General features: G+C 66.3%; 23 protein-coding genes. 22 read left to right on the forward strand and 1 reads right to left on the reverse strand.

The genetic code is table 11. From position 1 onward, the window contains the following. Positions 1-13 precede the first annotated feature (13 nt). From DBY63_RS00200 to DBY63_RS00210, 3 genes are all read left to right on the forward strand, one after another. Positions 14-901 carry a LysR family transcriptional regulator gene (locus tag DBY63_RS00200; RefSeq protein WP_108580984.1) on the forward strand — a complete coding sequence of 296 codons (888 nt, stop codon included), beginning with the start codon at positions 14-16 and terminating at the stop codon, positions 899-901. Positions 902-1195: 294 nt separating this feature from the next. Then, a complete protein-coding gene (locus DBY63_RS00205) occupies positions 1196-1408 on the forward strand; it encodes a hypothetical protein (RefSeq protein WP_169742406.1) in 213 nt (70 codons plus the stop codon). Positions 1409-1806: 398 nt separating this feature from the next. Next, positions 1807-2043 (forward strand): hypothetical protein, encoded by a 237-nt coding sequence (locus tag DBY63_RS00210; RefSeq protein ID WP_108580985.1) that lies wholly within the window; start codon positions 1807-1809, stop codon positions 2041-2043. Positions 2044-2067: 24 nt separating this feature from the next. Here DBY63_RS00210 and DBY63_RS00215 read toward each other — a convergent pair whose 3' ends face one another. Further along, entirely contained in the window at positions 2068-3063 is a 996-nt protein-coding gene (locus tag DBY63_RS00215; protein WP_108580986.1) for a LacI family DNA-binding transcriptional regulator, read from the reverse strand. 163 nt (positions 3064-3226) lie between these two features. On the opposite strand from DBY63_RS00215, the gene DBY63_RS00220 reads away from it, so the two are divergent. The 19 genes from DBY63_RS00220 to DBY63_RS00310 all read left to right on the forward strand — a co-directional run bounded on the left by DBY63_RS00220 (position 3227) and on the right by DBY63_RS00310 (position 20289). Beyond that, entirely contained in the window at positions 3227-4399 is a 1173-nt protein-coding gene (locus DBY63_RS00220; RefSeq protein ID WP_108580987.1) for a Gfo/Idh/MocA family oxidoreductase, read from the forward strand. Between the two features lie 2 nt (positions 4400-4401). Beyond that, positions 4402-5472, forward strand: coding sequence for a sugar phosphate isomerase/epimerase family protein (locus DBY63_RS00225; protein ID WP_108580988.1), 1071 nt, complete (start codon positions 4402-4404; stop codon positions 5470-5472). 48 nt (positions 5473-5520) lie between these two features. Continuing rightward, the gene (locus DBY63_RS00230; RefSeq protein WP_074582887.1) at positions 5521-6756 is read left to right on the forward strand and encodes a nucleoside permease; all 1236 of its coding nucleotides are present in this window, start codon (positions 5521-5523) and stop codon (positions 6754-6756) included. Positions 6757-7110: 354 nt separating this feature from the next. After that, complete coding sequence (locus tag DBY63_RS00235) at positions 7111-8661, forward strand: sugar ABC transporter ATP-binding protein (protein ID WP_108580989.1); 1551 nt, start codon at positions 7111-7113, stop codon at positions 8659-8661. Between the two features lie 37 nt (positions 8662-8698). After that, on the forward strand, positions 8699-9685 hold the full coding sequence (locus DBY63_RS00240) for an ABC transporter permease (RefSeq protein WP_027599698.1): 987 nt from the start codon (positions 8699-8701) through the stop codon (positions 9683-9685). Positions 9686-9715: 30 nt separating this feature from the next. Beyond that, positions 9716-10660, forward strand: a complete 945-nt coding sequence (locus tag DBY63_RS00245; protein ID WP_044342583.1) for an ABC transporter substrate-binding protein — start codon at positions 9716-9718, stop codon at positions 10658-10660. 14 nt (positions 10661-10674) lie between these two features. Continuing rightward, positions 10675-11691, forward strand: a complete 1017-nt coding sequence (locus DBY63_RS00250) for an aldo/keto reductase (RefSeq protein ID WP_108580990.1) — start codon at positions 10675-10677, stop codon at positions 11689-11691. A gap of 112 nt (positions 11692-11803) precedes the next feature. Next, entirely contained in the window at positions 11804-12814 is a 1011-nt protein-coding gene (locus tag DBY63_RS00255; RefSeq protein ID WP_108580991.1) for a zinc-binding alcohol dehydrogenase family protein, read from the forward strand. Positions 12815-12843: 29 nt separating this feature from the next. Then, the gene (locus DBY63_RS00260) at positions 12844-13182 is read left to right on the forward strand and encodes an L-rhamnose mutarotase (RefSeq protein WP_027602017.1); all 339 of its coding nucleotides are present in this window, start codon (positions 12844-12846) and stop codon (positions 13180-13182) included. A 64-nt stretch (positions 13183-13246) separates the two neighbouring features. Next, a complete protein-coding gene (locus DBY63_RS00265) occupies positions 13247-13954 on the forward strand; it encodes a FadR/GntR family transcriptional regulator (RefSeq protein WP_108580992.1) in 708 nt (235 codons plus the stop codon). 156 nt (positions 13955-14110) lie between these two features. Further along, the gene (locus DBY63_RS00270) at positions 14111-14995 is read left to right on the forward strand and encodes a MurR/RpiR family transcriptional regulator (RefSeq protein ID WP_108580993.1); all 885 of its coding nucleotides are present in this window, start codon (positions 14111-14113) and stop codon (positions 14993-14995) included. A gap of 201 nt (positions 14996-15196) precedes the next feature. After that, entirely contained in the window at positions 15197-16045 is an 849-nt protein-coding gene (locus DBY63_RS00275; RefSeq protein ID WP_108580994.1) for a transporter substrate-binding domain-containing protein, read from the forward strand. Positions 16046-16053: 8 nt separating this feature from the next. Continuing rightward, positions 16054-16671: an urea carboxylase-associated family protein gene (locus tag DBY63_RS00280; protein WP_108580995.1), complete on the forward strand. Its 618-nt coding sequence runs from the start codon at positions 16054-16056 to the stop codon at positions 16669-16671. Positions 16672-16681: 10 nt separating this feature from the next. Continuing rightward, positions 16682-17323, forward strand: coding sequence for an urea carboxylase-associated family protein (locus DBY63_RS00285; protein WP_108580996.1), 642 nt, complete (start codon positions 16682-16684; stop codon positions 17321-17323). Between the two features lie 3 nt (positions 17324-17326). Then, on the forward strand, positions 17327-17980 hold the full coding sequence (locus DBY63_RS00290; RefSeq protein ID WP_218125371.1) for an amino acid ABC transporter permease: 654 nt from the start codon (positions 17327-17329) through the stop codon (positions 17978-17980). Next, positions 17980-18639 (forward strand): amino acid ABC transporter permease, encoded by a 660-nt coding sequence (locus DBY63_RS00295; RefSeq protein ID WP_074582922.1) that lies wholly within the window; start codon positions 17980-17982, stop codon positions 18637-18639. Before DBY63_RS00290 ends, DBY63_RS00295 begins: the two co-directional genes overlap by 1 nt. A gap of 19 nt (positions 18640-18658) precedes the next feature. Continuing rightward, positions 18659-19342, forward strand: a complete 684-nt coding sequence (locus DBY63_RS00300) for an urea carboxylase-associated family protein (protein WP_108580997.1) — start codon at positions 18659-18661, stop codon at positions 19340-19342. A gap of 140 nt (positions 19343-19482) precedes the next feature. After that, complete coding sequence (locus DBY63_RS00305; RefSeq protein ID WP_223855445.1) at positions 19483-19752, forward strand: hypothetical protein; 270 nt, start codon at positions 19483-19485, stop codon at positions 19750-19752. Between the two features lie 120 nt (positions 19753-19872). Continuing rightward, on the forward strand, positions 19873-20289 hold the full coding sequence (locus tag DBY63_RS00310; protein ID WP_108580998.1) for an NUDIX domain-containing protein: 417 nt from the start codon (positions 19873-19875) through the stop codon (positions 20287-20289). The last annotated feature ends 60 nt before the right edge of the window (positions 20290-20349 follow it).

The following is a 20349-nucleotide window of genomic DNA, read 5'->3' on the forward strand; positions in this document are numbered from 1 at the left end:
GAAGAATGCACCGATGCAATATCAGATAGGTCATGCCGATCTCAAGCTGATCCTTGCCCTGGTCCGCGGCAGGACCCTGGCCCGCGCGGCGGAACAGTTGCAGGTGGACGTCTCCACGGTCTTTCGCGCCATCCGCAAGCTCGAAGCCAATCTGCAGGTCGCGCTGTTCGACAAGACCCGCCGCGGCTACACCCCGACCCAGAGCGCCAAGGCCCTCGCCGAACAGGCCGAGCGTGCCGAACAGGCGCTGGACGCGGCGCGCATCGCCCTCACCCAAGGCGAGAACGTCATCAGCGGCACGGTCCGCCTGACCTGCACCGATGCCGTGCTGCGCAGCCTGCTGCTGCCCGGCCTCGCCGACCTCATGCCGCGCTATCCCGCGGTCGCCCTGGAAGTCGCCACCTCCAACACCTTCGCCAGCCTGAGCCGACGGGATGCGGACATCGCCCTGCGCCTGTCCAACGCCCCGCCCGAACACCTGATCGGCCGCCGCCTCGGTCGCAGCTCGTATTTCGTCTGCGGTCACGAACGCTATCGCAGCGGTTACGGCCAGCTGGCCACCGAGCTGCCCTGGATCGCCCCGGACGACTCCCTGGCCGATCACGTCTCGGTGACCTGGCTGCGCCAGGCCTATCCCAGCCTCACCCCGCGCTATCGCTGCAGCAGCATGTCCTCGGTCGGCAGCCTGGTCGGCGCCGGTCTCGGGGTGGGCGCCCTCCCCGATTTCATGATCAGCAGCCTGGAGGGCGTCGAACGCCTGGGTCCGGCGCTGCCCGGTTGCGACACCGATATCTGGCTGCTGACCCGCCCGGACAATCTGTCGCTGCGCTCGGTGCAGATCCTCTTCGATGAGTTGGCGAATCTGTTGAAGGCGCGGATAGCGGATGTCTGTCAGGCCTGAAACGAAGCGTTCGTTCGTCCGTTTTGCTGCCAACTTGCCTAAAACTTTTGAAACACCACGTCCCACTTAAACAACCACCTAAAAAGGTTTTAACGAATTTTTCACGCATTCTTCACGAGCTTTTTGAAGATAAGGTCGCTAATGCGACCAAGAGCCCTCAAGCGCTCTTCCGACAACCAGAGTCAAGCACGCAAGGCGCTCTTTCCAAGTAGATCGTCGGCGACGAATTGCCTTAAAAAACAAGCGGGTTAGGCGATATCGATGGGCGTGAGGAACCTGTCCATGGAGACAACGATGAGCCGCCTGTTCGTCATCCCCGAGAATCCCGATCGTGACTGCCTGCTGCAGATCCACAGATTGCTGACGTTGAGAATCGATCAACTGCGCAATGTGGATATGGGCAGTCCGCAACTACAGGACATGCTCTTTCAGTTCGAAGCCCTGACGGCGGAAACTATCCAACTGGTGGAGGAAGTCGCAGTTCGACTTGCCACGGAAACAAGCTAGCTGACGACTGACAGTGCAAATCCGGACGGCGCGGCACTCCTAGGCGAAACGCCTCCTGGTGATCCGTGCCGCTGCCGGCAAAAGCAGACCTTGGGTAACGTCGCCCTCAAGGCGGAAGGCGCGCACGATCAGGCTCCGTCCAGCAGGAGCGTCCATTCGCAGATCAAGAGCTGCCGGCTCGATTCCGTTCTCGAAAAGCTGAACGACACGACCGGCAGCCGGCAGCCACCCGTCTTCGCCAGCGCCCCGGCGCGGCGCCACCCCGCGAGGCGTCCGACGCTGTCCAGACTGCTGGAGCGACTGCGCCGCACGGCTGGCTCGAGCACGTCCGGCGAGCGCGATGCCGAGCGGCGCCGAGCCCCCAATGAAGTCATCACCAAGCATCCAAGGCCAGACCGATGAAGAACGCCAAACTCACCACCCTGCCCACGCAATTCCTGATGCAGCGCCTGACGCGTGAATTGGACGGCTGGACCGTGCTGGTCAGCCCGACCTGCCCGGACGGCTCGATCTTTGCGCGCCTGTATTCGCGCGCCGACCGGCGCGCGATCGCCATCCCCTTCGATGTCCAGGCGATCGATAACGACAGCTACATCCGCGAACGGCTGGCGCTGGTGCGCGCCTCCCGCGTCTGAGCGGACCTCCGCGCAACCGGCCTCTCAGCCAGGGCGGCAGGGGCCGGTACTGCCCCGTACCACCAGCTCGAAGGGCAGCACCACCTCCCGACAGGGCGGTGGCGAACCGGCGAGGGTCTCCAGCAGCAGGGCGACCGCGCGCTGGCCGAAGGCCTCCGCGGGTTGGGCGATGGTGGTCAGCGGCGGATCGCTGTAGGCGGCGAAGGCGATGTCGTCGAAGCCGGCCAGGGACAGATCCTCGGGCACCCGCAGCCCGGCGCCGCGAAGGGTCTGGAGGGCGCCGATCGCCATCTCGTCGCTGCAGCAGAACAGTGCCGTCGGCCGCTCCGATAGCCGCAGCAGCGCCCGCGCCGCGGCGGCGCCGGCGGCCAGGGTGAAATCACCCGGGTGCAGCAGGTCAGGATCCAGCGGGACACCGGCCTGGTTGAGCGCCTCCTGATAACCCGCCAGGCGTTCCAAGGTCAGCGGACTGCGTTCCGGTCCCTTGATCAGGGCGATGCGCCTGTGACCGAGCGCCAGCAGATGTTCGGTCAGGCAGCGGGCGGCGGCACGATTGTCCAGCCGCACCTTGGGCCAGGGGTGCTCGGCGAGCACCTCGCAGGCATTCACCACCGGCGGTGCGTCGGGGTCACCGGCGAAGGGATCGAAGGCGCGCAGCTGGATCACCCCATCCGCCTGCCGCGCATAGACCAGTTCGGCGTACTCGCGCTCGCGGGCCTCGTCGCCCGCGGTATCGCACAGCAGCACCCGATACCCCGCCGCCTGGGCCGCCTGCTGGATCCCGGCGATGACGCGGGCGAAGAAGCTGTTGGCGATCACCGGCACCAGCACCACCAGATTGCCGGTGCGGCGCGAGCGAAACTGCACCGCCATCGCGTTGGGCCGGTAGTTGGCCGCGGTCACGGCGGCCTGCACCCGTTCGCGAGTCGCCGGCGCCACCACCTCGGGATTCTTCAGGGTGCGCGATACGGTCGCGACCGATACCCCGGCCAGTTCGGCGACCCTGCGGATATTGGACATGCGGCCTCGGTTGGCGTGGGAAAGGGTGCAACTGTGCGCAAAGCCCGGCGTGCGGGCAAGCCGTACGTCCGCCGGGCGCTTGACTAAACGATCGCCGCAGGCTCCAAATACCCGCAGATGTAACCGGTTACACTCAACACAATAACAAACCGAGGGTAAAAGGATGCAGGCTGAAACCGGCGGCAGGGTCCGCTACGGCATGATCGGTGGCGGCCAGGGCGCCTTCATCGGCGCGGCCCATCGGCGCGCGGCGGCCCTGGATGGCGCGCTCGAACTGGTCTGCGGCGCCTTCAGCCGTGATTTGGCCAACAACGAGGCGACCGGTCGCGAGCTGGGTCTGGCGCCCGAACGGGTCTATGCCTCCTGGGAGACCCTGCTGGCCAGCGAAGCCCGGCTGCCCCCCGAGCAACGGGTCGAGTTGCTGGTGATCGTCACGCCCAACGATCTCCATGTGCCCATCGCCCAGGCGGCCCTCAGCGCCGGCTTCCACGTCTTTTCGGAAAAGCCCGCGGGCATCTCCCTGGCCCAGGTGCAGCGCCTGGCGGAAACGCTGGCCGCCCTGCCCCGGCCCCTGCGCTATGCGCTGGCCCACACCTACCTCGGCTATCCGCTGGTGTGGGAAGCCCGCGAGCGCGTCGCCCGCGGCGAGCTGGGGGCGCTGCGCAAGATCCATGTGGAATACCCCCAGGGCTGGCTCGCCCAAGACCTGGCCGCCACCGGCAACCGGCAGGCGGCCTGGCGCGACGATCCGGCCCTCTCCGGCCCGGGCGGGTGCCTGGGCGACATCGGCACCCATGCCTTCAGCCTCGCCGAATTCATCGGCGGCCAGCCCATCACCCGCCTCAGTGCCCACCTGCGCAGCCACCTGCCCGGTCGGCGGCTGGACGACGATGTCATGGTGCTGTTCGAAACCGCCGCGGGCGCCAGCGGCAGCCTGCTGGCCAGCCAGGTCTGCATTGGCGAGGAGAATGGCCTGCGCATCCGCCTCTACGGAGAGCGCGGCAGTCTGGAGTGGCAGCAGCAGGCACCCAACAGCCTGCTGCAGCGCAGCCTCGACCAACCGCCACAGACCCTGCGCGCCGGCCTCGGTCTGCCCTGGCTGAGTGCCGGTACCCAGCAGCGCCTGCGCCTGCCCGCCGGGCACCCGGAGGGCTATCTCGAAGCCCTGGCCAATCTCTATCGCGAGCTGGCCGCGGCCATTCGCGATCCCGCCGATCCCGCGCCGGGCCTGCCCGGCATCACCACCGGCTGGCGCGGCCTGGCCTTTATCGAAACCGCCCTGGCCAGCCATCGGCGCCAGGGCGCCTGGACCCCCTTACCGAACCTAGGAGCCTGAACATGGCCGCCAACGCTCGTCCCGGCCTCAAGGGCCCGGCGATCTTTCTCGCCCAGTTTCTCGACGACAAGCCGCCCTTCGACACCCTGCCCAACCTGGCGCGCTGGGCGGCGGACCTCGGCTACCGCGGCATCCAGCTGCCGACGCTGGGCCCCCAGTGCCCGAATCTGGAACGCGCCGCCGCCAGCCAGGACTACTGCGACGAACTGCTCGGGCAGTGCGCCGAAGCCGGAGTGGCCATCAGCGAACTCTCCACCCACCTGCAGGGGCAACTGGTGGCCGTGCATCCGGCCTTCAGCGAGGCCTTCGACGGCTTCGCCCCGCCGGCGCTCCGTGGCCGCCCGGACGAGCGCCAGGCCTGGGCGGTCAAGCAGCTCAAGCTGGCCGCCAAGGCCAGTCGCCGCCTCGGTCTCAAGGCGGTGGCGAGCTTTTCCGGTGCCCTGCTCTGGCCCTATGTCTATCCCTGGCCGCAGCGGCCCGCCGGCCTGGTGGACGAGGGCTTCACCGAACTGGCCCGGCGCTGGCGACCGATCCTCGACGTCTACGGCGAAGAAGGCATCGACCTCTGCTTCGAATTGCATCCGGGCGAGGACCTGCACGACGGCGCCACCTTCGAGCGCTTCCTGGCGGCCGTGGACGACCATCCCCGCGCGCGCATCCTCTATGACCCCAGCCATTTCGTCCTGCAGCAACTGGACTACCTGGGCTTCATCGACCGCTATCACGCGCGCATCGGCATGTTCCACGTCAAGGACGCGGAATTCCGTCCCGATGCCCGCAGCGGTGTCTATGGCGGTTACCAGGACTGGGCCGAGCGGCCGGGACGCTTCCGTTCCCTGGGCGATGGCCAGGTCGATTTCGGCGCCATCTTCAGCAAGCTCACCCAGTACGGCTTCGACGGCTGGGCGGTGCTGGAATGGGAGTGCTGCCTCAAGGACGCGGCCCAGGGCGCGGCCGAAGGAGCGCCCTTCATCCAGCGCCACCTGATCCAGCCGGCCACCCGCGCCTTCGACGACTTCGCCGGCAGCGACGCCGACCCGGCGCGCAATCGGCAGATGCTCGGCCTGGAGTAAGGATCCGCCTCGTTTTTTCGTCACATAACCCACAACAAGGAATCGACGATGAACGCACTTTCGCTACGCCTGAGCACCCTGATGTTCCTGCAGTTCTTTATCTGGGGCAGCTGGTTCGTCACCCTGGCGACCTTTCTCGGCAATACCCTGGGCGCCAATGGCGGCCAGATCGGCCAGGCCTTCGCCACCCAGTCCTGGGGCGCGATCCTGGCGCCCTTCGTGATCGGCCTGATCGCCGATCGCTACTTCAACGCCGAGCGCATCCTCGGCCTGCTGCACCTGGCCGGCGCGGTGCTGCTCTACCAGCTCTATGCGGCGGCCGACTTCACCACCTTCTATCCACTGGTACTGGCCTACATGCTCTGCTACATGCCGACACTGGCGCTGGCCAACTCCGTGGCCTTCCGCCACCTGGCCGATCCGGCCCGGCAATTCGCCAAGATCCGGGTTTGGGGCACCCTGGGCTGGATTGCCGCCGGCCTGGCGATCAGCTTCGTCTTCGCCTGGGACAGCCGTAGCGGCATCGCCGCCGGGGCCCTGCGCAACACCTTCCTGCTCGGCGCCGCGGCCTCGCTCATCCTCGGTCTCTACAGCTTCAGCCTGCCGCGCACCGCGCCGCTGCCGGCCACCCGCGGCGGCCTGGGCGCGATGCTCGGCCTGGACGCCCTGCGCCTGCTCAAGGACCGCAGCTTCGCGGTGTTCTTTGCCGCCTCGGTGCTGATCTGCATTCCGCTGGCCTTCTACTACCAGAACGCCAACCTCTTTCTCGCTGAACTGGGGGTGGCCAATCCCACCGGCATGATGACCCTCGGCCAGGTGTCGGAGGTGGGCTTCATGCTGCTGCTGCCGCTGTTCATCCGCCGCTTCGGCCTCAAGCGCACCCTGCTGGTGGGGATGCTGGCCTGGGCGGTGCGCTATGGCTGCTTCGCCCTGGGCGCCCAGGGTGACGCCCTCGCCTACCTGCTGCTGGGCATCGCCCTGCATGGCGTCTGCTATGACTTCTTCTTCGTTTCCGGGCAGATTTACACCGACGCCAAGGCCGGCGAAGCGAACAAGAGCGCGGCCCAGGGCCTGATCACCCTGGCCACCTATGGCGTGGGCATGCTGGTCGGCTTCCGGGTCGCCGGGATGGTCTCGGACCACTATGCCAGCGCCGCCGGCCATGACTGGCAGGGCATCTGGCTGTTCCCGGCGCTGTTCTCCCTGGGCGTGCTGCTGGCCTTCCTGGTTACCTTCCGCGACGCCCGCCCGGCACGCGCCGCGGCGGCTGCGCCCGTGCGCTAGGACATTGCGATCGGAGGCCCGACTCGACTTGGGTCGGGACTCCGATCAGCGCCTTCCTCCCCGACGATCCCGCTGGACCCGTGGCCCAGGCGCTGCGGCTGCCGGTCTGCGCCTTGGGGCTATCCCTCCCGCGCCCTCCTCTACAGCAAGGCCACGCTGGCCCGAGCGCCTGCCCCTCCCGCGCCCATCGCCTGCCTTGCGCAAGAAGGCTTTCACTAATCAGACCGCACTCTGGCAAGACCAATTCGAAAAAATCCAATTGGTCTTGCCAGATATCCAGGCTGGGGTGTAGCTTTCCCTGCCATGGATCTCACATAGGGCAGCGACCCTAGAACAACAACAAGAGAGAGCACCATGCTGGATACCCCATCGCCCCGCGGCGAAGGTGGCGGCCCCTTACCGGCTGCGCCCGCGCCCTGTCTGACGCTCGAAAACATCTCCAAGCGCTTTCCCGGCGTCGTGGCCCTCAACGATGTCAGCCTCAGCCTCTACCCGGGTGAAGTCCACGCCATCTGCGGCGAGAACGGCGCCGGCAAGTCCACCCTGATGAAAATCGTCAGCGGCCAGCAGCCGCCGGACGATGGGCGGATCCGCTACCTGGGCGAAGAGCGGCAGTTCAAGTCGGTATCGGAAGCCGAGCAGGTGGGCATCGCCATCATTCACCAGGAGCTCAACCTGGTACCCCACCTCACGGTGGCGGAAAACATCTTTCTGGCCCGAGAGCCGGTGCGCTTCGGCCTGATCGACAGACGCAAGATGCAGGCGGACACCGAAGCCTGCCTGGCGCGCCTGGGCGTGGCCATCAGCCCCCGCGCGCCGGTCTCCAAGCTGTCGGTGGCCCAGCAGCAGATGGTGGAGATCGCCAAGGCGCTGTCGCTGGACGCCCGGGTGCTCATCCTCGACGAACCGACCTCCTCCCTGACCGAAAGCGAGACCCAGGCGCTGTTCAAGGTCATCCAGGACCTCAAGGCGCGCGGCGTCGGCATGCTCTACATCTCGCACCGGCTGGACGAGATGCGCCACATCGTCGACCGGGTGACCATCCTGCGCGACGGTCGCTACGTCTCCACCCAGCGCTTCGCCGAGACCAGTGTCGACGCCATCGTAGCGGGCATGGTCGGGCGCTCCCTCGACGAGAAATTTCCGCCACGCACCGCCGTGCCCACCGGCGAGGTGCTGCTGCGGGCGCGGGGCCTGACCCGCAAGGGGGTCTTCCAGGACATCAGCTTCGAGCTGCGCCGCGGCGAGATCCTCGGCTTCGCCGGCCTCATGGGCGCCGGCCGCACCGAGATCGCCCGGGCGATCTTTGGCGCCGACCGGCTGGATGCCGGCGAGGTGGAGATCAACGGCCGCGCGGTCACCATCCGCAGTCCGCGCGACGGGATCGATGAAGGCATCGCCTACCTGTCCGAGGACCGCAAGAAGGACGGCCTGGCGGTCAAGATGACCCTGGCGCACAACCTGACCCTGGCCAATCTGGACGCCCTCTGCGGGCCGCTGGGGTTCATTCGCTTCGGCGAGGAGGCGCGGATCGCCCAGGACTACGTGCGGCGGCTGGACATCCGCACGCCCTCGATCGACAAGGTCACCCGCTATCTCTCGGGCGGCAACCAGCAAAAGATCATCATCGGCAAATGGCTGTTCCGCGACGCCCGGATCATGTTCTTCGACGAGCCCACCCGGGGTATCGACGTCGGCGCCAAGTACGCCATCTACGAAATGATGGACCAGCTGGCGGCCCAGGGCATCGGCGTCGTCCTGATCAGTTCGGAGCTGCCGGAATTGCTCGGCATGAGCGATCGGATCCTGGTCTTTCACGAAGGTCGCCTGACCGGCGACGTCGAGACCCGGGCCACCTCCCAGGACCAGATCATGCACTACGCCTCCGGCTGCACGTCGCACTGACGGCAGCTCGCCCACGCGTGTCGAGCGAGACAGAGAAATGACCGAAAAACAAAAAGAATTCCTGCAGAAGTTTGGCGCCCTGGTCAGCCTGCTGGCGCTGATCGCGGTGTTTTCCTCCATGAGCAGCGCCTTCCTGACCATGGGCAATGGCATGAGCGTGGCCTTGCAGGTCACCTCCATCGCCTTTCTCGGCCTCGGCGCGACGGCGGTGATCATTACCGGCGGCATCGACCTCTCGGTGGGCTCGGTGCTAGCCCTGGCCGGCGTGGCCAACGCCATGGCGGTCAAGGCCGGCGCGTCCATCGAGGTGGGCATCCTGGTCGGCCTGATCGTCGGCGGGATCTGCGGGGCGATCAACGGGCTGTTCGTGACCCTGGTCAAGCTGCCGCCCTTCATCGCCACCCTGGGCATGATGCTGGTGGCCCGCGGCCTGGCGCTGCGACTGACCGATGCCCAGCCCATCTCCGGCCTCGGCGCCGCCTTCGGCACGCTCGGCAACGGCACCCTGGGGCGCATCGAACGCATCGGCGACGACGGCTTTCCCAACGTGATCTTTCCGGGCATCCCCTACCCGGTGATCATCATGATCGTGCTGGCCATCGCCCTGTGGCTGGTGCTCAGCCGCACCCGCCTGGGGCGCCACATCTACGCCGTGGGCTCGAACGCCGAGGCGGCCCGCCTCTCCGGGGTCAAGGTGCGCGCGGTCACTCTCTTCACCTATGTGCTGTCCGGTGTGCTGGCGGGCCTGACCGGCGCGGTGTTGATGTCACGCCTGGTCACCGCCCAGCCGAACGAAGGGGTGATGTACGAACTGGACGCCATCGCCAGCGCGGTGATCGGCGGCACCTCCCTTTCCGGTGGCATCGGCAGCGTGTCGGGCACCCTGATCGGCGCCTTCACCATCGGCGTCTTGCGCAACGGCCTCAACATGCTCGGCGTCTCCAGCTTCACCCAGCAGATCATCATCGGCCTGGTGATCCTGCTGACCGTCTGTATCGACCAGCTCCGCAACCGCAAGAAGTGAACCCTCGATAACAACAACAAGGAACGACCGATGAAAAACTTCAAGAAAGTGGTCCTGGGTGTCGCCCTCTCCGCCGCGACCTCCCTGGCGCTGGCCGGTAACGGCGAGATCGCCGTCATCGTCAAGAGTGCCAACTCCAACTACTGGCAGAACGTGCAGAAGGGCGTGCAGGAAACGGCCAAACAGCACGCCAACTACAAGGTCACCTTCCAGGGACCGGCGTCGGAATCGGCGATCGCGGACGAGGTGAACATGGTGGTCAACGCCGTCAACCGTGGCGTCTCGGGCATCGTGCTGGCGCCGTCTGATCCGGATGCCCTGGTCCCGGCCATCAAGCAGGCCTGGGAAGCCCATATCCCGGTGGTGCTGATCGACTCCTCGGTGGCGGAAAGCGGCGCGCCCTACTACCAGTCCTTTCTCTCCACCGACAACAACAAGGCCGGCGAGCTGTCCGCCCAGCGCATGATCGAAAAGGTCGGCAAGACCGGCAAGATCGCCATCATGTCCTATGTGCCGGGCACCGGTTCGGAAGTGGGCCGGGTCGGCGGCTTCCGCAAGTACCTGGAGCAGCATTCGCAGCTGACCGTGGTGGGCCCCTTCTATTCCCAGTCGCAGATGGCCAACGCCCTCAACCAGACCACCGACGTCCTGGCCTCCAATCCCGACCTCAAGGGCATCTACGGCGCCAACGAACCCACCGCGGTCGGCATGGCGCGGGCCATCACCCAGTCCGGCAAGGCCGGCAAGCTGCAGGCCATCGGCTTCGACGGCAACGAAGACCTGCAGGGCTTCGTCCGCGACGGCACCCTGGACGCCATCGTGGTGCAGAGTTCCTATCGCATGGGCCTGGAATCGGTCGCCACGGTGATCAAGGTCATCGAGAAGCAGAAGGTGCCCAAGTTCATCGACACCGGCGTCCTGCTCATTGACAAGGCCAACCTGGACAGCCCTGACGCACGCAACGTGCTCTATTGAGCGGAGGCCTGGCGATGAATCTCTCCGAACGGCGTCCCCTGGCGAAAAGCCCGCTGGCCCTGCCGGTGCTGGGGCTCGGTTGCTCCCAGCTGGGCGGGCTGTACCGGGACATGCCGCTGCAGCAGGCCGTCGACACCCTGGCCGGCGCCTGGCAGCAGGGCATCCGCTATTTCGACACGGCGCCCTTCTATGGCTATGGCCGCTCGGAGCATCGCCTCGGTGCCTTTCTCGACGAACAGCCACGGGATGACTTCGTGCTCAGCAGCAAGGTGGGCCGGCTGCTCGCGCCCAATGGCAGCGAGCGCGCCAACGGCGACGGCTGGGAACGGCCGCTGCCCTTCAAGCCGGTCTACGACTACCGCTACGGCGCCATCCTGAGGTCCCACGAAGACAGCCTGCAGCGACTGGGGCTGGCGCGGATCGACATCCTCTATGTGCACGACATCGGCCGCCGCACCCATGGCGAGCGGCACGACCTGCACTGGCAGGCGCTGACCCGGGGCGGCGGTTTCCGCGCCCTGGAAGAGCTGCGCAGCAGTGGCCAGATCCAGGCCATCGGCCTGGGCGTCAACGAATGGGAGGTGGTGGTCGACAGCCTCGAGGAGTGCCCGCTGGACTGCACCCTGCTGGCCGGTCGCTACACCCTGCTGGAACAGGAAAGCCTGAAGCCCCTGCTCGATCGCTGCCGGGCCCAGGGCCACGCCATCGTCGCCGGCGGAGTGTTCAACTCCGGGATCCTCGCCGGTGGCCAGCACTTCGACTATGGCGCCGCGCCGCCGGTGGTGGTCGCCAAGGTGCGGGCGCTGCAGGCGGTCTGCCAGGAATTCGCGGTCCCCCTGGCCGCCGCCGCCCTGCAATTTCCCCTGGCCCATCCGGCGGTCGCCTCGGCGGTCATCGGCGCACGCAGCGCCGAGCAGGTCGCCAGCAACCTGGCCTGGCTGCAGGCGCCCATTCCGGCGGAGTTCTGGAGCACCCTCAAGCAGCGCGGCCTGCTGGACGCCGACGCTCCCGTGGCGGGAGCCCCGGCATGAAGCCGCACCGCCCTTTCCACCCGCCTCTGTGGCGACGGACGCTCGCTGCCATTCCCAACGAGCGCCCGGCCCTGAATCCAACGTGCATCCCGATGCGATGCGGAGTCTTCCTATGCTGACCGTCATCTGTGAAAAACCCGGCCTGCTGGTCTCGCGTGATACCCCCAAGCCCGCCCGTGGCGAAGGCGAAACCCTGATCCGCATCCGCCGGGTCGGCGTTTGCGGCACCGACCTGCACATCTACGAAGGCAACCAGCCCTATCTGGAATACCCACGGGTGATGGGCCACGAGATTTCCGGCGTCGTCGAGGAAACCGACGACAGCGGGCGCCTGCAGGCCGGGGATATCGTCTACGTGGTGCCCTATCTGTCCTGCGGCCAGTGCATCGCCTGCCGCCAGGGCAAGACCAACTGCTGCACCAGGATCGCGGTGCTGGGCGTGCATCGCGACGGCGCCCTCACCGAATACCTCAGCCTGCCCGACCGCTTCGTCTTCAAGGCCGAGGGCCTCAGCCTCGACCAGGCGGCCATGGTGGAATTTCTCGCCATCGGCGCCCATGCCGTGCGCCGCTCGGGCCTGGGCCAGGCCCAGCGCGTGCTGGTGGTGGGCGCCGGTCCCATCGGCATGGCTGCGGCCATCTTCGCCGGTATCGCCGGGGCCCAGGTCACCGTCCTCGACACCCGCACCGATCGCCTGGCGTTCTGTCGCCAGCATTTGAAGGTCGCCGCCACGGTCACCGTCGGTGACGGCGACAAGGACGAACTGGCGCGGCTGACCGATGGCGACTTCTTCGATGTGGTGTTCGACGCCACCGGCAACGCCCGCGCCATCGAGCGGGGTTTCGAATTCGTCGCCCATGCCGGCAGCTATGTGCTGATCTCGGTGGTCAAGGACCACATCCGCTTCGCCGACCCCGAATTCCACAAGCGCGAGACCACCCTGCTCGGCAGTCGCAACGCCACCGCCGAGGACTTCCAGCACGTCGAGCGCTGCCTGAGCGAAGGCCTGATCCCGGACCAGGCGCTCAATACCCATCGCCTGCAACTGGCCGAGTTGCCCACCCGCTTCGCCGAGCTGCTGGACCCGGCCCGCGGTGTCGTCAAAGCCATCGTCGAAATCTAACGGGCCTGACCTGGCCGAGGAGCGAGACCATGACACGCTACTGCCTGTTGCTGGACCTGCGGGACGACCCCGAACTCATCGCCGAATACGAACGCCAGCACGCGGCGGTCTGGCCCGAGGTCATCGCCCATCTGCGCGAAGCCGGCGTCGCCAACATGACCATTTGGCGCCTCGGCTGCCGCCTGACCATGCTGCTCGAGGCGGGGCCGGACTTCTCCTTCGCCCGCATGCAGGAGCTGGAACAGCGCAATCCGAAGGTCCAGGAATGGGAAACCCTGATGGCGCGCTATCAGCTGTCCTCGCCGGAGGCGGGATCGGAAAAGTGGCAGCTGGCGACCCCGCTGTTCGAGCTGGCGGCCCTGCCCTAGGTCGCTGGCGCCGATCCGGGTAGCCCATGAGATACTGAAGCCCTTGAAGATGCAGGTTTCATCGATGACGCTGCCCACTGCCACCACCGAAAGAAAGCTCTACCAGAAGATCGCGGACCGCCTGCGCCAGCACATCCGCGAGGGCGCCATCGAAGCCGGCACCCGCCTGCCCCCGGAGCGCGACCTGGCGCAGTTGCTGGGCGTCTCCCGGCCGTCGCTGCGCGAAGCCCTGATCGCCCTGGAAATCGAAGGCAGCATCGAGGTCCGCCAGGGCTCCGGCATCTATGTGAACGCGGCCCTGCTGAACAACGGCGCGCGGACCTCCACCCTCGGCGAGAGTCCTTCGGAGCTGATGCACGCCCGGGCGATCATCGAAGGCGCGGCCATCGTCCTGGCCTGCTCCCTGGGCGGCAAGGCCGACTACCGCTACCTGGCAAAGTGCATCCAGAACATGAGCGACAAGATTGCCCAGGGGCTGTCGCCCATGGAGGACGATCGCAGGTTCCACTGCCGCCTGGCCCGGATGAGCGGCAACTCCACGCTGGTGCGCATCATCACCTCACTGTTCGACGAGCGCCACAGCCCCATCTCCACCCACGTCGCCGAGCAGACCGAAAGCCAGAAGACCTGGGGCGTCGCCGTGGCCGAACACGAGGCCATCCTGCGCGCCGTGGAAGCCCGCGACCTGATCGGCGCCCAGACCGCCATGCGCCACCACCTGCTCTGCTCGGAAGCGCGCTGGCTGGAGGGGTTCGCGTCCAGCGAGGAGTGAGGAGGAAGCACGACCGCCAGGACATCCGTCGCTGCCATTGGCACGCCTCCCAGGCGCTTCGTCTACTGGCCTCGCCGAATGCCCGGGCGGAGCACTACGCTCGGCAACGCCTTTGCCGCTAGACTGCAGCCTCCCCTCGCAGATCAGAGCCGCTCGATGCTGCCATCCGACAAGACTCGGCTACCGACCCCCACCTCCCTGGAGAGTCGGATCAAGGCACGCTACGAACAGATGTCGGTCGTGGAGCAGAAGCTATCCGACGTGATCCTGGCCGCCCCTGGCCAGCTCGCCATGCAAACGGCGACGGAGCTGGCTACCCGTGCCGGCGTCTCCAAGGCCACCGCCACTCGCTTCTTCCGGACGCTGGGCTATGCCTCCTACGACGAAGCCCGGCGCCAGGCCCGAGTGCTGCGTGGAGAGGGCTCACCGCTCTATCTGCAGGATCGCGGCGCCACCGAACGCACGGTGGATGACCTCCTGCAGCATCATCTGGAGCAGGAACTGGCCAACGTCCGGCAGACCTACCAGTCGCTGAACAGGGACGAACTCTTTGCTGCCGTGCACGCCATCGTGGGTGCCCGGCGGGTGGTCATCATCGGCTTTCGGCATAGCCAGACCATCGCCCACATGCTCCGCAGCCACCTGATCCAGGTTCGCGACGACATCCTGCTGCTGCCCTCGCCCGGCGATAGCCTGGCCGAATATCTCGCAGGCCTGGGGCCAGACGATGTGGCCATCTGCATCGGGCTGCGGCGACGGATGCCGCAACTCGAGAAGACCATGGTCGTGATGGGCCAGCTGGGGGTCCGCATGCTCTACCTGGCCGATGTCCTGGCCGGCAGCCCCGCACAACTGGCGACCTGGGTGATCCGCTGCCACACCGAAAGCACCCTGATGTTCGACAGCAACAGCAGCGTCTCGGCCATGACCAATCTGCTCTGCTCCCTGGTCGGCAAAGAACTGACGGCCCGCAAGACCTCCCACCTGGAAACTGCCGAGCGTCTGCACCAGCAGCTGGAAGAGCTGGATAACTCACGCTGACGCACCATTTCAATTCGTCATGCACCGGATCAAGGCAGCGGATCAGACGTGCGCCCAGGCATCAGAAACATAAATTTCAAATATAAATTATAAGAAACATTAGTTTCTTCAACAGGTTGCGGCAGTCGCTCCGCCGCTCGGCTGACGTGGCATGCTTTCTGCGATGACGCTTGGGTCACCCCACCCGACCAAGGCGCTCTCATGACTTCTCTCCCTTACCGCTGTGCGCTGACGCTTTCCGCCCTGGCCCTCGGGCTCGGCCTTCTGGGCGCCGCCAGCGCCGATACCCTCGATGACGTGAAAGCCAGGGGCAAGCTGGTCGTGGCCATAGATCCCACCTTCGCGCCCTACGAGTACACCGACGCCAGCGGCACCATCGTCGGCTACACACCGGAAATCATGCAGCGGGTGGCCGCCCGGCTGGGCGTCGCACTCGAGTACCAGAAGATGGCCTTCAGCGGGATCATTCCGGCACTGATCGCCGGCTCCGTCGACGCCGAAGGCTCCTCGCTCAACGTCACCGCCGAGCGCGCCGCCAAGGTGCTCTTCACCGTGCCCTTCGGCAAGAGCGTCAACGCGGTCCTGGTGCGTGCCGACGAAACCCGGGTGACGGCCTCCCCGCTCACCGTCGAAGCCCTCTCCGGCCTGACCGCTGCGGTCAAGGCTACCACTGCGCCCGAGCAGTTGCTCAAGCAGTTCAATGCCCAGCTGAAGGCTCAGCAGCGCCCGCCGATCAAGATCATCAGTGTCGACAGCGTCGACCAAACCCTGGCCGCGCTCATGACCCGCCGCGCCGATTTCGTCTTCGACGATCTCACCGTGCTGGGCGGTCTGACCAAGCAACTGCCCGGCAAGGTCAAGCAGGTCGGCGAACTGGGCGACAGCCAATGGATCAGCTGGGCCACCCGCAAGGACGACGAGCGCCTGAACAAGGTGATCAGCGATGAAATCATCGCCCTCGAGCAATCCGGCGAACTGAAAACGCTGCAACAGCGCTACCTCGGGGTCAGCTTCGACCTGCCCACCACCGACTTCATCCCCCGCCAGTGAGTCTTCCCATGCCTTGCCCAACCCATCACGTGCACGTCCCGGCCGGGCACGGCCGGACTTTCGAGGTTCGTGCCGGCCAGTACCTCACCATCATCGACACCGACGGGCAGCAGGCGGCGGACTTCGTCGCCGTCGTGCTGGGCCAGCTCGAGGAACAACTGTCCCCGGTACACACCCGCCGTCGCCTCAATTCGTTGTTCTTCACGGTCGGCGACTGCCTCTACTCCACGGCCGACGAGCCGCTGCTGGAGGTGATCGCCGACACCATCGGCGTCCACGATGCCAACGTGCCGGCTTGCGATCCGACCCGCTTCAGCGTGGATTTCGGCGTGGACGGCCACCGCAACTGCCTGGACAACCTGCACGAAGGTCTGGCCGGCTACGGCCTGCTGGCGGTCAACGTGCCGGAGCCCTTCAACCTGTTCCAGAACGGACCGGTGACCGCGGACGGCCGCATGCAGGTCACCGACCCCAGGAGCAGGGCGGGCGATCACGTGGTGTTCCGGGCGCTCAAGGACCTGGTCTGCGCCGTGTCCTCCTGTCCGCAGGACATCATTCCGGGCAATGGCCTGCACGTGACGCCCATTGATATCCGCATTGCCGACACCGCTCCCACCCCCGCCTGAGGACCGCCCCATGCTGTTGATGAAAGAACACCTCGCCGAGCGCGCGCCGCTGCCCTTGCAGCGGGTCGACGTCCCTGCCGGAAGTGCCGGTTCGATCGCTGTGAAGCGAGGTCAGTTGCTGCGGATCGAAGCCCTTGACGCCGGCACGGTGGCCAGCCTGTTCGGCTTCAGCGAGGAGGATCCCATGGTGCATCTCTCGGTCCACCACACCCGGGTATTCAGTAACTCCTATGTTCTAAGCTCGGGCATGCGGCTGGTGAACAACCGGCGGCGCCCGGTGATGGTCCTGGGCAAGGACAGCCTGGGCACCCACGACCTGCTGCTGCCCGCCTCCACCAGCGCCTTCCTACGCAGCCAAGGCTATGCGCAACCCGGCTGCGTCGAGGCGGTACAGGCCGAACTCGCACGCCTGGGTCGACAACCGCCCAAGCTTCCGGATCCCATCAACCTGTTCATGCATGTCGTGCTGGAACGCGATGGCAGCCTGCATCCCCAGCCGAACCGGACGAAAGCGGGCGACCGGATCATCTGTCGCGTGGTGCAGGACATGCTCTTCGTCGTCTCAACCTGCTGCACCGGCATTCCCGGCAACGATCAGGTCGGCGCCGTGGCACTTTCGGTCGCGGAAAGCCTGAGCGACTTCCCGGAGTAACCCGTGCTGGAACAGATGCTCAAGATCCTGCCGGAGCTGGGTCCCGGATTGCTGGTCACGCTGGAGCTGACGCTGGCCGCAGCGCTGCTCAGCTTCAGCGTCGGCCACATCGTCTGGTGGCTGCGCCAGCGCCAGGCCTGGCTGCCCAGCCGACTGGGACGCCTGTACATCAGTCTGATGCGCGGAACGCCCTCCATCGTTCAGCTGTTCCTGGTGTTCTTTTCGCTGCCGCTGCTCGGCCTGGGCGGCAAGCCGCTGCTGGCCGCGGTGCTCGCGCTCGGCCTGAACAGCGCCGCCTATACCGCGGAAATCCTGCGGGGAAGCTATCGCAACCTGGCCAGCGGCCAGACCGAGGCGTCCCTCGCTTTGGGACTCTCCCGCCTGCAGTGCTGGCGCCACGTCCTGGCACCCCAGGCGCTGCGGAGCAGCCTGCCAGCGCTGGTCAATGAATTCACGCTGATCGTCAAGACCACGCCCCTGGCGTCCGTGATCGCCGTGACCGAGCTGACCTATGCCGGACAGTTGATCATCGCCCGCACCTACGAGGCCGGTCCGGTGATGCTACCGGTCGTCGCCGGCTACCTGCTGGTGTGCTGGCCGATCCTGCTGCTCGCGCGGCGCCTGGAAGGGCGTTTCGCCACCGCGAGGAACCCCTGATGGATTTGGGCATCATCCTGACCTACGCCCCGTCGTTGCTCGCCGGACTGGTCTACACCCTGCAGCTCTCCCTGGTCACGGCGCTGCCCGCCCTGCTCTTGGCCGCCCTGCTAGCCTGGATCCGGCTGCGCAGCCGCAATCCACTGCTGCAGACGCTGGCGCGCGGCTACACCGACCTCATCCTGGGCCTGCCGCTGCTGGTGCTGATCTATGTGCTCTTCTTCATCCTGCCGGAGTACGGCCTCACCCTGTCCTCGCCCCTCGTGGGGGTGACGGCCCTGACCCTGTACTACGGTCCCTATCTGGCCCAGGTGCTGCGCGCCGCCTTCGCGGCCATTCCTCCCGGGCAATTCGAGGCCTGCAGCGCCCTGGGCATGTCGCGCTGGCAGAGCTTTCGCCATGTCGCCCTGGCCCAGGCGCTACCCGTGGCCCTGCCACCGGCGACGGGCCTGTTCATCGGCCTGCTGAAGGATTCGGCATTGCTGTCGGTGGTATCGGTCGAGGAATTCATGTACGCGGCCAAGCAGGCCATTTCGGAAAGCTACGCCCCCCTGGAAATCTATCTGGCGGTCGCCTTGAGCTACTGGCTGGTCACGCTCGCCATCGACGCGGCCGCCGGCGCCTGGGAGCGCCGCCTTACCCGCCATCGTATCCCCTAGTCATCCACGAGGTTCATCCATGCCCTCTCCCGCCGCTTCCATCGTCATACCCGCCGGTCACGGTAAGGCCATCCGGCTACGCACCGGCCAAAGCGTGCAGGTCATCAATACCCACGGTACCCAGGTCGTCGACTGCTGGGCCTGGAACGCCTATGACCTCAACGAATACATGTGCATGGAGGCCACTCGGGTCTATACCCAGCACCTCAATCCCGTGGTCGGCGACAGCTTCGTCACCAGCGAGCGCCACCCGATCCTGACCGTGGTCGAAGACACCTCCCCGGGGGTCCACGATACCTTCATGGCGGCCTGCGACCGCCGGCGCTACGAGTTGCTCGGTTGCACCCACTACCACAGGAACTGCACCGACAACCTGGTCGAGGGCATGCTGGAACTGGGCGTCACGCCGCCCCGGCGCAGCCTCGCTTCCTTCAATATCTTCATGAACATCCGGGTACAGCCGGACAACATCCACCTGGCCACCCTGCCCACAGTGACCCGCCCAGGCGACTTCATCACCCTTCGCGCGGAAATGGATTGCTTCGTCGCCTTCTCGTCCTGTCCCCAGGATATCGTCAGCATTCAGGGGGAAGGCGACAACACGCCCAAGGACGCCGAGCTGCGCATCCTCGACGACGCCTATCCACACATCCCGCTCCGCGGTCCCTGGGTACCTGCGCATCTGGCAGCACGATCGGGCTGAGCCGCCAGATGCGCAGGTGTCACCTCGGGTGACGCCGGTCGCTGCCAGGTGACTCTGCCCTGGTGCCTGAGGTCGCGCTTTAACACTTGTTTACAAGCGTTCAGGAAGTTTTACACGCGGCCCTTTATCGATCGATACCCTTGACCCCCGGCGATGATTCGCTGAATGCCGTTTTCGCGCAGAGGGTTACCGAGGTGAGGCACGTCCTGAAGAGCATCGGCGCGATCGCCATGATATTGGGCCTGGCTATCGTCCTTCTGGGGTGGCTGATCGATCCCTCCCTTTCACTGCAACGTGGCATCAGGTTCGCTTCGATAAGGCGCGAATTCCTGCAGACGGACCTATTCCTCTGGGGCGCCCTGCTGTTCGCGGCAGGGTTCAATGGCTATGCGCTACACAGCGATCGCTGAAATAGATCTTCGACGGCCGTCACGCGCCCTCATGACCAGGCGTAGCCAGGAGCGCCGACGATTGCCTTTTCGATCGGTTCACTGCAGGGTGATCCGCCCACGCTTACCGGGACGCCTGCCTTGACCCCTACCCTCCACATCGCCGCTGCCATCCTCCTGAACGAACGTCAGCAGGTGCTGCTGGTACGCAAGGGCGGTACCACCGCCTTCATGCAACCGGGCGGCAAGGTGGATCCGGGGGAGCAACCCTTGGAAGCCCTAATCCGCGAACTGCGGGAAGAACTCGGCCTGGTCATCACCGCGGAGGCTGCGACCTTTCTCGGCAATCACCAGGCGCCCGCCGCCAACGAACCCGGGTTCAGGGTCGATTGCGCGCTGTATCAGGTCGCCCTGCGCGCGGGGGACCAGGCGGTGCCTGCCGCCGAGATCGAAGAGGCGGTATGGGTCGCAGTGGACGAACCCGGCGATCTGCCGCTGGCGCCCCTGACCCGCGACGTGATCCTTCCGCTGCTGAGGCAGCAACTGCTGACCCCTTAGCACCCGGCCTCGATCTCTGGGTCAGGGATGCCAGCCGTGCCATACCAGGCCGTCTGCAGC

The organism is Pseudomonas sp. RIT411, assembly GCF_003057735.2.
GTDB lineage: Bacteria > Pseudomonadota > Gammaproteobacteria > Pseudomonadales > Pseudomonadaceae > Chryseomonas > Chryseomonas oryzihabitans.

What these genes read in the sequence shown, in the direction of transcription:
- DBY63_RS00220 (WP_108580987.1), top strand. Translation starts at nt 3,227, where the DNA reads ATGCAGGCTGAAACCGGCGGCAGGGTCCGCTACGGCATGATCGGTGGC.
- DBY63_RS00215 (WP_108580986.1), bottom strand. Translation starts at nt 3,063, where the DNA reads ATGTCCAATATCCGCAGGGTCGCCGAACTGGCCGGGGTATCGGTCGCG.
- DBY63_RS00285 (WP_108580996.1), top strand. Translation starts at nt 16,682, where the DNA reads ATGCTGTTGATGAAAGAACACCTCGCCGAGCGCGCGCCGCTGCCCTTG.
- DBY63_RS00205 (WP_169742406.1), top strand. Translation starts at nt 1,196, where the DNA reads ATGAGCCGCCTGTTCGTCATCCCCGAGAATCCCGATCGTGACTGCCTG.
- DBY63_RS00275 (WP_108580994.1), top strand. Translation starts at nt 15,197, where the DNA reads ATGACTTCTCTCCCTTACCGCTGTGCGCTGACGCTTTCCGCCCTGGCC.
- DBY63_RS00265 (WP_108580992.1), top strand. Translation starts at nt 13,247, where the DNA reads ATGACGCTGCCCACTGCCACCACCGAAAGAAAGCTCTACCAGAAGATC.
- DBY63_RS00295 (WP_074582922.1), top strand. Translation starts at nt 17,980, where the DNA reads ATGGATTTGGGCATCATCCTGACCTACGCCCCGTCGTTGCTCGCCGGA.
- DBY63_RS00230 (WP_074582887.1), top strand. Translation starts at nt 5,521, where the DNA reads ATGAACGCACTTTCGCTACGCCTGAGCACCCTGATGTTCCTGCAGTTC.
- DBY63_RS00225 (WP_108580988.1), top strand. Translation starts at nt 4,402, where the DNA reads ATGGCCGCCAACGCTCGTCCCGGCCTCAAGGGCCCGGCGATCTTTCTC.
- DBY63_RS00280 (WP_108580995.1), top strand. Translation starts at nt 16,054, where the DNA reads ATGCCTTGCCCAACCCATCACGTGCACGTCCCGGCCGGGCACGGCCGG.
- DBY63_RS00270 (WP_108580993.1), top strand. Translation starts at nt 14,111, where the DNA reads ATGCTGCCATCCGACAAGACTCGGCTACCGACCCCCACCTCCCTGGAG.
- DBY63_RS00240 (WP_027599698.1), top strand. Translation starts at nt 8,699, where the DNA reads ATGACCGAAAAACAAAAAGAATTCCTGCAGAAGTTTGGCGCCCTGGTC.
- DBY63_RS00255 (WP_108580991.1), top strand. Translation starts at nt 11,804, where the DNA reads ATGCTGACCGTCATCTGTGAAAAACCCGGCCTGCTGGTCTCGCGTGAT.
- DBY63_RS00260 (WP_027602017.1), top strand. Translation starts at nt 12,844, where the DNA reads ATGACACGCTACTGCCTGTTGCTGGACCTGCGGGACGACCCCGAACTC.
- DBY63_RS00200 (WP_108580984.1), top strand. Translation starts at nt 14, where the DNA reads ATGCAATATCAGATAGGTCATGCCGATCTCAAGCTGATCCTTGCCCTG.
- DBY63_RS00300 (WP_108580997.1), top strand. Translation starts at nt 18,659, where the DNA reads ATGCCCTCTCCCGCCGCTTCCATCGTCATACCCGCCGGTCACGGTAAG.
- DBY63_RS00210 (WP_108580985.1), top strand. Translation starts at nt 1,807, where the DNA reads ATGAAGAACGCCAAACTCACCACCCTGCCCACGCAATTCCTGATGCAG.
- DBY63_RS00235 (WP_108580989.1), top strand. Translation starts at nt 7,111, where the DNA reads ATGCTGGATACCCCATCGCCCCGCGGCGAAGGTGGCGGCCCCTTACCG.
- DBY63_RS00250 (WP_108580990.1), top strand. Translation starts at nt 10,675, where the DNA reads ATGAATCTCTCCGAACGGCGTCCCCTGGCGAAAAGCCCGCTGGCCCTG.
- DBY63_RS00245 (WP_044342583.1), top strand. Translation starts at nt 9,716, where the DNA reads ATGAAAAACTTCAAGAAAGTGGTCCTGGGTGTCGCCCTCTCCGCCGCG.